Raw genomic sequence first — 12,379 nt, 5'->3', positions numbered from 1 at the left:
CGTTTCAGGCGGGGACTTTGGAGGACAACTCGATCAATTCCACCTTGTAGCCATCCGGATCCTCAACAAAGGCGATGACGGTGGTGCCGTGCTTCATCGGGCCAGGTTCCCGCACCACGCGGCCTCCCTTACCGGCAATCCCGGCACAGGTGCTGCGGATGTCCTCAACCCCCAGAGCGATGTGGCCATAGGCGTCACCCAAGGTGTAGCTCTCGGTGTCCCAGTTGTGGGTGAGTTCCAGAACGGTGTGATTCTGCTCCGATCCATAGCCAACAAAAGCCAGGGTGAAGCGGCCGCTGGGGTAATCCTTTCGACGCAGAAGCTGCATGCCCAGAACTTCGGTGTAGAAGCTCAAAGACCGCTCCAGATCAGCAACCCGAAGCATGGTGTGAAGCATCCGCATGGGTGAGCGTCGTTCAGGATTTACCTCCCATCATTCTGGCCAGGTATGACCCGTCACAACAGGGGAGAGAGGGGCGACTCATAAGATCCCCGGGTTAAGCGTGCGTCCCAACGTGATCGATTCCCTCGACCTCGTCATCGACACCATCGTGGCCCGAGAGGTGCTCGATTCCCGCGGCAACCCAACGGTTGAAGCCGAAGTGCTGCTCGAAGGAGGTGCCATGGGACGGGCCATCGTTCCCAGTGGTGCCAGCACCGGCGCCCACGAAGCCCACGAACTGCGTGATGGGGGAGACCGCTACATGGGCAAAGGTGTGGGCCAAGCCGTGAATCACATCGAAGAGCGGATCGCACCAGCCCTCTGCGGCCTTTCGGCCCTCGATCAGGCGGCTGTGGACACCGCGATGCTGGAGCTGGACGGAAGCGACAACAAATCCAACCTGGGTGCCAACGCGATCCTGGCGGTGAGCATGGCCACCGCTCGCGCTGCCGCCAACGGCCTGGGAATTCCCCTCTACCGCTACCTCGGCGGTCCGATGGCAAACCTGCTGCCGGTGCCGTTGATGAACGTGATCAACGGTGGCGCCCATGCCGCCAACAGCCTGGATTTCCAGGAATTCATGCTGGTCCCCCATGGGGCTCCGAGCTTCCGCGAAGCGCTGCGCATGGGAACCGAGGTGTTCCACACGCTCAAAGGGCTGCTCAGTGCCAAAGGCATGAGCACCGCCGTTGGCGATGAAGGCGGTTTCGCCCCCAATCTGGGCAACGTTGAAGCCGGTGAAATCCTGGTGGAAGCGATCACCAAGGCGGGATACAAGCCCGGCGAGCAGATCTCCCTGGCTCTGGACGTCGCCAGCACCGAATTCTTCGAGAACGGTCGCTATGCCTTCGATGGTGGCAGCTACACCAGCGCAGAGATGGTCGGCCAGCTGGAACAACTGGTGGACAAATTCCCGATCGTTTCGATCGAAGACGGCCTGGCCGAAGACGACTGGGATGGCTGGAAGCTGCTAACCGAACGCCTCGGCGGCAAGGTGCAGCTCGTGGGTGATGACCTGTTCGTGACCAACACCAAGCGCCTTCAGCAAGGCATCGACAGCGCCACGGCCAACTCGATCCTGATCAAGGTGAACCAGATCGGCTCACTCACGGAAACCCTTCAGGCCATCGATCTGGCAGGGCGCTCCGGTTACACCAGCGTGATCAGCCACCGCAGTGGCGAAACCGAAGACACCACGATTGCCGATCTCGCCGTCGCCACACGCGCCGGGCAGATCAAGACCGGTTCCCTCAGCCGCAGTGAGCGGGTCGCGAAGTACAACCAGCTGCTGCGCATCGAAGACGAACTGGGCAGCCAGGCCGTTTACGCCGGTGCTGTCGCCCAGGGCCCCCGCGGCAAGGCCTGATCTCAGGCCCCAGACGGCTCAACGGTTGGAACCGGGCAACTGCTCCAACCGTTGATCGCGCCGGATCTTGACCTGCATTTGGAACCAGCCCAATCCAACAGGCAAAGCAGCAGCAGCCGGAAGAATCGACCAGAGCGGGCGGGCACTCGCACCAACAATGGCTGTGGCCAAAGCCAAGCATCCGAGTAACACCGACTGGCCGATGGACTGTTGTGCAAGGGCCATCCGGCGGAACTGGCGATCCGATTCCCCCAGACGTACCTGGAGCTGAAGATCGCCCTGCTCTAGGCGTTCAAGACTTTCATCAAGACGTCGTGGGAAGGCAGCAGCACGGCTGCTGAGAGCCCCGACCTGACGGCCGAGTTCATTGAACAGATCATTGCTGCCAGAGCCGCTTGAGGTCATGAGTGGAAGGAGGTAGGGCTTGGCAATTGCAACCAAGCTAAAAGCGGGATCGAGACTGCGGCCAACACCCTCGAACGTGGATAGCGCTCGCATCACGAAGATGAGTTCGACCGGCAGACGGAAGGGCTGCCCGTAGACAAGGTCGTAGAGATCTCCGGAGAGTTTGTCGATCGCATTGGCCGTGAATGGTGGGGTCAGAGCCTCCTGCAGCATCAGCCGCACAAGACGACGGACCGGACCAACATCAATGCCTCTGGAGATCACCCCGGCAGCCTGCATTTCCTCCACCAACGCCGCTGAATCCCTGGCGGCAGCAGCGCGAACCATGGCCCCGAGGCGTCGACGCAAGCCATCCGACAACAGGCCCATCATTCCGAAGTCGTAGTAGATGAGAGCGCCATCGCTAGCGACGGCAAGGTTGCCGGGATGGGGGTCGGCATGAAAGAAACCAAACCGCACCAACTGCTTGAGATAGCTGGCCGCACCCACTTCAGCCACTTTGACTGGATCAATACCGGCCTCGATTAACGCCTCACGGTCATTGACCTTGATGCCTGGCAGATAGTCGAGACAAAGCACACGGCGGTTGCTCAACTCCCAGATCACACCTGGGATCCTGATCCGTTCGTCATCCAGAAATTGTTGACGAAAACGCGCCGCATACTGAGCCTCAACCCGGAAATCCAACTCACGAAGCAGGACACGTCGACATTCGCGTGCCATCGCCGGCCAATCTCGACCACGGCCCCAACTGGGGTGGCGCTGCAACACAGCCGCCACCTGCTGCATCACCTCAAGATCAAGACGAAACAGACGATCCAGGCCAGGTCGCTGCACCTTGAGCACCACCTGCCGGCCACTCCGCAGGCTGGCGCGGTGCACCTGGGCCAAAGAGGCAGCACCAAGGGGCTCCGGGTCAAGGTCGATGACCTCTGCACAGCGCTGACCAAGCTCTCGTTCGAGAACGGTCTGCACCTGATCAAAACTGAATGCCGGAACGCTGTCCTGCAGCGCCTCCAGTTCAGCCACCCAGCCCGCCGGGAGAATGTCTGGCCTTGCAGACAGCAGCTGCCCCAGCTTGATGAAAGCTGAACCCAGAGACAGCAGCTCAGACGTCAACCAGCGAGCTCGGCCTTGCTGACGACAAGCACGACGCTCCACGGTCACGCCACCGCGGTAGGTCCAGGACTGACCATCCCACCAAAGCAGCAGCAGAAGGGTCAGGACAGAGCACCAGATCCGAAACGCTCGCAGCAGTCCGAGCATCAGGGGCGTGCCTCGACCGCTTGACTGAGATCAGCCACCGTGGCCCGGAGGCGATCAATGACCGCTTGAGGGGTCTCCGATTGTTCCGCGGAGGGCTCCCCATCCGTGCTCACCACAGCCTGATCACCTCGTTCAATCCGTTCTGCCTCTGCAAGCACCTCGTCCTGAAACAGATCCCATTCCTGACGCAGCCGTTGCGGAGCGTCTTGTGCCAACACCGCCAACTCCGCCGCTGCGTCCGCAAAACCGTGGCCAAGCCGCGCGCTGATGCGATTCACGGTGGCGCGAATCAAGGCCTCCGAGGAACCCATGAACCGAAAACAGACAGGCTCAACTGTGGCAGATCCACCAGGAGATCAGGGCTGAGGAGGGATCACAGGCTCAATGGTTTCGAAAAAAGCTTCGGCACCAGGGGGAATTACAGCTGAATCCGGCTCGGCCAGCAGCACCGGTGAATCACCATCAGGGACAACCACAGCAGGCATGTCCTCGATGGACTCCTCAGGAACCACCAGGGAATCGGCGTTGCTGTCGTCAAGCTCGGGGGCAATGGTTTGGGGGTCCGACCAGGCTGGGGCCGTCCACACCGGAGGTTCGGGCGTCTGCAGAGCCAGATCGGGTTTGATCGCCTCCTTGACCACTGGCTTGGCCGGACGGCTCGCGGCCTCGGCGGCCTCCAGGGCTGTGACATTCACTTGCAGCTCTGCATCGTCGTCGCCGAACCGGGACCGAATCTCCTGCAGGGAATCCCCTGGAAACGCGAGCGGTGTGAAGGCCTCAGGGACAGGGTCTTCAGCATTGGTCTGCAGCGTCAGCACCCGCTCGGTGATGCCGTAACCGAGGGCAAAACAACAACCAGCCACCAGAGGGCCCACCCAGAAACGAGACTGGGTTTCAACGGGAGCGTCAGGGGAGCTGGTCTTGTCCACGGGTGGGGCTGACGAAGACTCGGATTGTGACAGAGATCCAGAACAGAATCTTCAAGTGGTGTAGTCGGCGTTGATGTGCACCTGAGTCAAAAAACATGTCCTGGGCTGCGATCTGATCAGCAAGATCCTTATACTTATGACTCATTAAAATAGACTCACTCACCAAATGCCTAAACCATTTCCATTGCGGTAATTCTGATCTCTTTACGAGACATGAGATGAACCATCATTATCTGATCTCGAAGGGCAATAGGTGTGGCAGTGATCTCAAAGATATATTTCCTGTCTTTCTCTCTGAAGCAGACAAAGACAGACTCGAATACGGCAAAGTCGCGCAAACCATCAGATCTTTTCAAGATGAAAAATGTTTCCCTAAGTGTTGACCCAGACTCCTCTTCTTTGACAGCAAAGGGTTTGAGACCAGACCAACACTAATTCCCTACCACAGATGGAAAACCCATCTCGTTGGACTGAATCACTCGCAGTCTTTGAGCGACCATATGCAATTGGTCTTGGGAAGACAAAGGGTAACAACCTCATCACGACCCTCTAGTCATGACGAAAAGCAGACCATGCAATAATCATCCATCCCCCCAAAAAAACATGAGTGACAGGAAGACATTCGCAAAAAAAATCAGAAAACTCCTGAAATCTAAAAACCTCAGCGCAGCGAAAGAAGAACTTGCAATAGGACTAGAGAAGGCCCCCAACCAAGTCAATCTCCTCACCATTGCAACTAACGTCTACCGCGCATCTGGTAATCGAGAAAAATCTCTTGAATACGCCGAACTCCTAATTACTCACCATCCAGACAACTGGAATGGATATAGACTTGCAGCACAAGATTTAGTTGCACTGAAGAGGTTTGAGCAAGCACAAGATAAGATTAAGGCAGGACTAGAGAAGATCCCCAACCAAGTCAATCTCCTTAAAACCGCGACTGATGTTTACCGTGCATCCGGCAATCGAGAAAAGTCTCTTGAATACTCCGAACTTCTAATTACTCACCATCCAGAGAACTGGAATGGATATGGACGGGCAGCACAAGATTTAGCTGCACTCAAGAGGTTTGAACAAGCACGGGAGAAGATTCAGGCAGGACTAGAGAAGATCCCTAATCAACCTAAACTACTAATCATTGCAGCAGATATTTATTTTGACAATGGAAACCTTGAAAAGTCTCTAGAAAATGTAGACCTTCTGATCACTCATCACCCTGACAACATCAAAGGCTACTCAAAACTAATCGAACTAGGCTATCCGGACGAGAGCATTGAACTCGCCCAAAAGAGATTAGAAACAAACCCTGGCAATAAATCGCTAGCATTGTTAGCGAACAAGCACTTCATGGATAAAGATATCATTTATGAAGACGAATTCTTGCGTATATGTGGCAATCGCAACCCCAAGAGTACGACATGCATAGTTGCATTTACTGGCGCCGCAGAAGCGCTGGGAGGCATAAAAATTGAGGGGGTAAACTTTTGGGGCACTGAGTTTGAAAACGCGAGTATCTTTACAGTAATTGACAAGAAAAAAAGTTGGTCAAATTACATTAATGTAGAGGTTTTGAAAAAGACTTTTCAGTCATTCGGAGTGTTTTCTAGGGTTATTGCTGTTGGAACAAGCATGGGAGGGACCAACGCACTTATTCTTGGACCACTTCTCAATGCAGAGACAATCATCACCTTTTCACCGCAATACAGTGCCTATCCTGAATACATTCCTGAATTAATGAAATTTTTTAGACGAGTAAAGAAAAACTCTCGCATTCTCGATTACGTAACAAGAATCCAAAAGTGGAGATTTAAGTCACTGAATGATATCGAGCACCATGCAAAAAATGAATTTGTGTTTCATAGTGATACATTTTATGACCTCCCTCAATGCAAGAGTTTCCTTGAAAATCCAGTCAAAGGAAGGCGATGTATAACCATTAAGAAAATAAAACATGCATGTGCGGTAGATCTTGAAAAAAGAGGGGTTCTTGCTTCTTTGATTAAGTTGTGCCTGGACGGTGGAGAGGCGTCTCAATGCATCGGACTATTGAACGCAGCGGGACTAGATACCTATGAAGAAATTCCAATTGAGATCAAATCTGCCGCTCCCATTAAAAGCAAAGATCTATAATCCAATATATATGCAAAGATCGGCAATCAATTTTCTTATACTTCGAATCCCTTGGCTATTTCAGTCTTTATCTTATTCTCTAGTCCCTTCTTATATCTCTTGTCTCTCTTCTGAAGTTCCCTGAGCATCTCATATTCAACTTTAGTCAGTCGAATAGTGATAATCATCCCGCCACCTCACTACGGTTGCTCTGAAACCACTCATAGTGAGTGATCAGGCAATCCAGTTTTCCTGTCCTAGATCGTCTGAGTTAATGAGATAAGGAATCAAACTTCTGCAGAGGTCGAATACGAAGCGACCAGATTTGTGGAGAACGATGCAATTCCTCCAGACAGTCAGCAGGTTGGAGAGGTGTGGGAAAAATCAAATAAAAACGGGAACAGAGATAAGAGGTATGCCGAAAATCGCCAGTTCCCTATGATCGAATATGGATAAATCACCTTTAGATCGGGATCTGGAATTTATGAGAAATATATGTTCAGCGATCCTAGAAAAGCGGAGGAGTTTGCCGATGCTCTACAAGCGTTTAAGAGTCTTCTCTAGAAGTCTCTGACCCTAGGGATTCGGTAAAACTCGCTGAGATAATTCCGATCGGAATGGCGATCACTGCAATTCCGCTTATAGCAATTAACGCTGCCACCAATTTTCCCAGTGCTGTCACTGGATAAGTGTCGCCGTAACTGACCGTTGTCACGGTAACCACTGCCCACCATAGGCATCTTGGTATTGATCCGAACTGCTCTTTCTGGATATTTTCTTCTGCCAAGAACATCAAAATGCTGCTAAAGGATATGACGATTCCCGAGTAAATCGCAGAAATCTGAAGTGCTTCCTTCTTGGCGGCGATCGCCTCGTTGAAGTGCCTGATGCTATTGCGAAAACGCTTTGAACGACCTACGCGGCCTATGCGTGCCAGTCGAATAATTCTAAGCAAATACAATTCAGGGGCGATGAAACCTAGGATGGTTGGGTCAATTGCAGTAAGATCCAGGATTGCCAGAGGCGTAATGCCGTAGTCCCAGGCACCTCGAATGCCTCGTCTTACTCCTTCCCTAAGTGGAGCAACCCAGAGTCGCAAGATGTATTCGACCAGGAAGATTATTGCAACAGCGACATCAAGTTTTACGACCAAATCTCCCAGTGATGAGCGAACAACAGTTTCTGTCACCACAACTGCCAAACCGATTGATAAAGCGATCAGCAGACCTATCACTTTGACGGCATTAGTCGCTTCCCCTCGCTCGCCCTCAGAGTTCAACGAGCGGAAGAGTTTTTCCCGGAAAGTTCGCACGACGACTGGACTTTGCCCGCACTCATCTTGTTCGTGCCCATCGTTCAGCGACACCAGCGGCACTTTCTTCCGATTTCGCTCTTGACCCAACTCCGCCAACCAGGTGCAGCACATCTGTACTACACCTGGTTGGCGGAAGAGGAATGGGACTTTGTGGATGGTCTGAAGCAGACGAGGAGACGGGATCCCTGGGGTGTGGGCACTCCAGGGGTCTTTTTTTGACTTCCTACCCTTTGATTTTGGGCGGGATACGTGAGATATGGTTTTGCACCTCCTTTGCACTAGCGCATTTGAGAACCCCGAACGCACTGGTATCACTACATTTTTTGGTTAAGTTGTGTAATCGGCGTTAATACGCACGTATTGATCTGAAAGGTCACATCCCCAGGCCTGACCACAGCCGGAACCATCCCCGAGGCAGACGCGAATCGGAACATGCTCCTGACGCAGGATGTCGCTGGCTGCAGCGCGATCAAAGGCCACGGGTTGACCGGCCGCCATCAATTGATGCGGACCAATCCAAAGAGCAACGGCACCCGGCTCGAAAGACACGCCGGAGCGACCTGCTGCCGCCACGATCCGCCCCCAGTTCGGATCCCGGCCATGGACAGCGGTCTTCACCAAGGACGAACCACAAACCGTGCGCGCCACCAGCAACGCCGCGGCCTCGTCAACCGCGCCCTCCACCTGCACCTCGATCAAACAGGTGGCCCCTTCACCATCCCGGGCAATGGCCTGGGCGAGCTGCTGCATCGCCTGGGTCAGACCCTGTTCCAAAACGACATGGTGCTCTTGGGCCAGCGGTGGGCCTGCCGCGAAGGCCAGCACGGTGTCGTTGGTGCTGGTGTCTCCGTCCACGGTGATGGCATTGAAGGAACGCTGCACCGCGCGCTGCACCATCCCCTGCCAGACGGCGGCGTCGACGCCGGCATCGCAACTGAAGAAACCAAGCATCGTGGCCATGTCGGGATGAATCATTCCCGAGCCTTTGGCCATCCCTCCAATGCGCACCAGGCGACCCTCCAGCTCCAGTTCAAGCGCCACCTGCTTGTCCACCAGATCTGTGGTGAGGATGGCGTTGGCAGCGGCATCACCACCCTCGTCATCCAAGGTCTCCACCAAAGGAGCCAACCCGGCCAACAACGTCGTCATCGGGATCGGCACACCGATCACGCCGGTGGAGCAGATCAACACCGACTCCGCATCCAAGCCGAGCTGATCAGCAAGCACTTGGGTGGCGCGCTGGCTGTCGACCAGACCTCGATCACCGGTGCAGGCATTGGCCTGACCAGAATTGATCAACACCGCACGGACCTGGCCGCCATTGCTGGAGAGGCGATCACGGCAAAGATCAACACAGGCCGCCCGCACCACTGAGGTGGTGAAGGTGCCAGCACAAACGGCCGCCTCCGGTGCCAACAACAGGGCCAGATCTGGCTTACCCGAGGGCTTGAGACCCGCAACGATGCCTGCCGCTTGGAACCCTTCCGATGCCGTGACACCACCCTGGATTGGTTGCCAAGAAGAAGCCATCGCCACCGCTAATCCGTCGCGAGACACTGAATGCATCCTGCTCCGACACCATGGCGCCTGGCGAGCGGTTCTCGCAACGACGCATAGGACTCACGGGCGGGATTGCCAGCGGCAAAAGCAGTGTGGGCCATTGGTTGGCGCAACAAGGCCTCCCGGTGTTGGATGCGGATCAATTCGCCCGAGAGGCCCTCGAGCCCGGTCGAAACGCCACCAATACCGTGCTGCAGCGGTATGGCTCAGCAGTTCAAGCAAAGGAGACAGCGACCATCGACCGAGCGGCACTGGGTCGGATCGTGTTCCAAGACTCCGCTGAGCGGCACTGGCTCGAGCAACTGATTCACCCGATCGTGCGGGACCGCTTCGATCAATCACTCACACGCCATGCCAAGACGCCAGCCATCGTGCTGATGATCCCGCTGTTGTTCGAATCGGGTTTGGAGTCGCTCTGCAGCGAAATCTGGCTTGTCGACTGCGATGAATCCCAGCAACTCGAGCGATTGATCGCGCGCGACGGGCTAAGCCCTGCAGCCGCTCAAGCACGCATCGCCGCCCAATGGCCCCTGAGTCGCAAACGCGCGCTGGCAGATCACGTCATTTCCAATCAGGGCCAACACTGTGCTTGGCAAGCCCAAGCCATGGGTCTGCTGAACAACCCGGAGACACCCAAGCCCCAGAGGTCCACGGGCTAGGACAATCCGGACTATCCGTTACGGCCGAAGTCTGCGCGAAACCACTTGGTGATCACCCATTTGTTCCCCTCCTCCACGGGCAAGGCTTCATGCAGCGTGAAGGGATTGGGGGTTCCATCGGCCTGGAGATTGTTCCAGGCCAATGCCATACCAGGCACAGGCGTGAACGAACGACCAAGGCGGCGGAACAAGGTCTCTCCACCCCGTTCAACAGCGTTGAGATAAACCATCACCGTCCAGGTGCGTTGCCCACCGCTGTCGGTATGGGTGGCGTATTCCTCCGTCCCCGGCGAAAACCAGTCCGTGTGTTCCTTGAAGTACTCGCCTGGGTCGTAGCGCTGACCCTGGATGGGTTCCGACAGACGCGGATCAACCCCAAACAAGGCCGCAAACCGCCGATCGAGGCGCGCAGCAAGCTGTGGATGGTTCTGACGCAAATGGCAGGTTCGGCTGGTGCGGTAATCACTGGTGCCACGGGTCACCGTCGATGGCTGCAGTGACGCATTGATGGCTTCGATCACCGCCTCGCATTCCTCGTGGCTGAGCAGTGCAGGCAACTCATAGACCTGAGCGAGAGACGTATCCAGGCGCCAGGCGCGCGGCCGATGTTCAGGACGGGTAAGGGGTGACTCGAACCAGGCGAGCCAATCCACCGTGGGTGCGCCCGTCGCCCTCGGCGCCTGCGATGACGATTGGAGAACCGCCGCAATCGCTTCACGGGCAAATCCCTGGTCGAGGGCCCGCTGCATCAGCACCTCGGGATCACAGCCACGATCCCTGTTCTGCAGCAACCACTCCTTCCAGGTGTCGGGAATGGCTGCCGCTGCGCTCATCAACCCTTGAGTTTCTTGCTGAGAATCTGGTTGGCCAGCTTGGGATCGGCCTTACCACCAGTCTTCTTCATCAACTGTCCAACGAAAAAGCCCTGCAACTTGGTCTTGCCGCCCCGGAAGGCCTCCACCTCATCGGGATGGGCCCCCAGCAGCTCGTCAACGATCGCCTCAATCGCGGCCGGATCGCTAATTATCCCGAGACCACGCTCATCGACGATCGCCTTAGGGGAGCCGCCTTTCTCAAGCAGCTCGGGAAGAATCTCTTTGGCGATTTTTCCACTGATCTTGCCACCATCGATCAGCTGAACCATCTCAGCCAACTGCTCCGGGCGGAACGCCAGTTCGGCATAACTCAGCCGGTTGCTGTTCACATAGGCAGCGATGTCGCCGGTGATCCAGTTCGCTGCAAGCTTGGCGTCCGCGCCAGCGCCCACAACAACCTCGAAGTAATCCGCCATCGGCCGCTCGTCGGTGAGCACCCTGGCGTCGTACTGGGACAGACCCAGGTCCTGGGCGTAGCGATGGCGCTTGGCTGCCGGCAGCTCCGGAAGTTCCGAGCGCCAGGACTCCCGCTGATCGGCACTTACTTCAATGGGGCCTAGGTCAGGATCAGGGAAGTAGCGGTAATCGCTGGCCCCTTCCTTGCTGCGCATGCTCTTGGTGAGCTGCTTGCCCTCGTCCCAGAGGCGGGTCTCCTGAACGATCGGCTCACCGGTTTCGTAGGCCTTGATCTGACGCTTGATCTCGTACTCGCAGGCTTTTTGAATGGCCGAGAACGAGTTCATGTTCTTGATTTCCACCTTCGTGCCGAAGGGCGCATCCGGCCCACGGCGCACGGAGATGTTGACGTCGCAACGCAAAGATCCCTCCTGCATGTTGCCGTCGCTCACACCCAGATAACGCATGATCCGGCGGATCTCCGAGGCGTATTCCGCCGCCTCGCGACCGGTGCGCAGATCCGGCTTGCTGACGATCTCGGCCAGGGCCACACCGGCGCGGTTGTAATCCACCAAGGAATGGGTGGATCCCGCCAGGCGGTCGCTGCCTGCATGCACCAACTTGCCGGCGTCCTCCTCCATGTGCAGACGCTCGATGCCGATCGTCTTCAGGTAGGTGTCTTTTCCCTTTTCAGCAACCTCCACCTCAATCCAACCCTCCTCAGCGATCGGCTGGTCGTACTGAGAGATCTGATAGTTCTTCGGCAGATCTGGATAGAAGTACTGCTTACGGTCGAACTTGCTGTGTTCGGCGATGTTGAGATTCAGCGCCATCGCGGCCTTCACCGCAAACTCGAGAACCTTCTGATTCAGAACAGGCAGCGTGCCAGGCAAACCGCACACCACCGGATCAATGTGGGTGTTGGGGTCATCACCAAAGGTGGTCGACGCCGCGGTGAAAATTTTGCTGTCCGTTCCCAGCTGCACGTGGGTCTCGAGACCGATCACGGCCTCCCAGGCCGGTTGGGTTGCTGCGTCGGCCATGCGCCCCTGGTGTG

At 56.0% G+C, this 12,379-nt stretch carries 12 protein-coding genes; 4 read left to right on the top strand and 8 right to left on the bottom strand.

What is annotated here, in order from left to right:
* Window positions 1–4: 4 nt before the first annotated feature.
* On the bottom strand, window positions 5–403 hold the full coding sequence (gloA, locus tag DXY30_RS10415) for a lactoylglutathione lyase (protein WP_115094846.1): 399 nt from the start codon (window positions 401–403) through the stop codon (window positions 5–7).
* A 112-nt stretch (window positions 404–515) separates the two neighbouring features.
* On the opposite strand from gloA, the gene eno reads away from it, so the two are divergent.
* Window positions 516–1,808: a phosphopyruvate hydratase gene (gene eno, locus DXY30_RS10410; RefSeq protein WP_115094994.1), complete on the top strand. Its 1,293-nt coding sequence runs from the start codon at window positions 516–518 to the stop codon at window positions 1,806–1,808.
* An 18-nt stretch (window positions 1,809–1,826) separates the two neighbouring features.
* Here the strand turns inward: eno and DXY30_RS10405 are convergent, their stop codons facing one another.
* From DXY30_RS10405 to DXY30_RS10395, 3 genes are read right to left on the bottom strand one after another with little or no spacing between them, the layout of a single operon-like run.
* Window positions 1,827–3,479, bottom strand: coding sequence for an AarF/ABC1/UbiB kinase family protein (locus DXY30_RS10405; RefSeq protein WP_115094845.1), 1,653 nt, complete (start codon window positions 3,477–3,479; stop codon window positions 1,827–1,829).
* Entirely contained in the window at window positions 3,479–3,790 is a 312-nt protein-coding gene (locus DXY30_RS10400) for a hypothetical protein (RefSeq protein WP_115024556.1), read from the bottom strand. The genes DXY30_RS10405 and DXY30_RS10400 overlap by 1 nt, the downstream gene beginning before the upstream one ends.
* A 45-nt stretch (window positions 3,791–3,835) precedes the next feature.
* Window positions 3,836–4,408, bottom strand: a complete 573-nt coding sequence (locus DXY30_RS10395; RefSeq protein WP_115094844.1) for a hypothetical protein — start codon at window positions 4,406–4,408, stop codon at window positions 3,836–3,838.
* A 603-nt stretch (window positions 4,409–5,011) separates the two neighbouring features.
* On the opposite strand from DXY30_RS10395, the gene DXY30_RS10385 reads away from it, so the two are divergent.
* Window positions 5,012–6,538, top strand: coding sequence for a lipopolysaccharide assembly protein LapB (locus tag DXY30_RS10385; RefSeq protein ID WP_115094842.1), 1,527 nt, complete (start codon window positions 5,012–5,014; stop codon window positions 6,536–6,538).
* Between the two features lie 526 nt (window positions 6,539–7,064).
* On the opposite strand, the gene DXY30_RS10380 is transcribed toward DXY30_RS10385, so the two are convergent.
* Complete coding sequence (locus tag DXY30_RS10380) at window positions 7,065–7,919, bottom strand: ion transporter (RefSeq protein WP_244281360.1); 855 nt, start codon at window positions 7,917–7,919, stop codon at window positions 7,065–7,067.
* On the opposite strand from DXY30_RS10380, the gene DXY30_RS14200 reads away from it, so the two are divergent.
* Window positions 7,911–8,051, top strand: a complete 141-nt coding sequence (locus DXY30_RS14200) for a hypothetical protein (RefSeq protein WP_170951204.1) — start codon at window positions 7,911–7,913, stop codon at window positions 8,049–8,051. The two genes, DXY30_RS10380 and DXY30_RS14200, sit on opposite strands and share 9 nt — an antisense overlap.
* A gap of 108 nt (window positions 8,052–8,159) precedes the next feature.
* On the opposite strand, the gene argJ is transcribed toward DXY30_RS14200, so the two are convergent.
* Window positions 8,160–9,398: a bifunctional glutamate N-acetyltransferase/amino-acid acetyltransferase ArgJ gene (argJ, locus tag DXY30_RS10375; protein ID WP_115094840.1), complete on the bottom strand. Its 1,239-nt coding sequence runs from the start codon at window positions 9,396–9,398 to the stop codon at window positions 8,160–8,162.
* 14 nt (window positions 9,399–9,412) lie between these two features.
* Here argJ and coaE point away from each other — a divergent pair, with 14 nt between their 5' ends.
* Window positions 9,413–10,051 carry a dephospho-CoA kinase gene (coaE, locus tag DXY30_RS10370; RefSeq protein WP_115094839.1) on the top strand — a complete coding sequence of 213 codons (639 nt, stop codon included), beginning with the start codon at window positions 9,413–9,415 and terminating at the stop codon, window positions 10,049–10,051.
* 11 nt (window positions 10,052–10,062) lie between these two features.
* Here the strand turns inward: coaE and DXY30_RS10365 are convergent, their stop codons facing one another.
* Entirely contained in the window at window positions 10,063–10,884 is an 822-nt protein-coding gene (locus DXY30_RS10365; RefSeq protein ID WP_115094838.1) for a 2OG-Fe(II) oxygenase, read from the bottom strand.
* Complete coding sequence (gatB, locus tag DXY30_RS10360) at window positions 10,884–12,365, bottom strand: Asp-tRNA(Asn)/Glu-tRNA(Gln) amidotransferase subunit GatB (RefSeq protein ID WP_115094837.1); 1,482 nt, start codon at window positions 12,363–12,365, stop codon at window positions 10,884–10,886. Before gatB ends, DXY30_RS10365 begins: the two co-directional genes overlap by 1 nt.
* Between the last annotated feature and the right edge of the window lie 14 nt (window positions 12,366–12,379).

It is taken from the genome of Synechococcus sp. UW106, from assembly GCF_900474015.1.
Lineage (GTDB): Bacteria > Cyanobacteriota > Cyanobacteriia > PCC-6307 > Cyanobiaceae > Parasynechococcus.
Note: the sequence above shows the minus strand (reverse complement) of the source record. Positions and strands in the feature narration are given on the sequence as shown.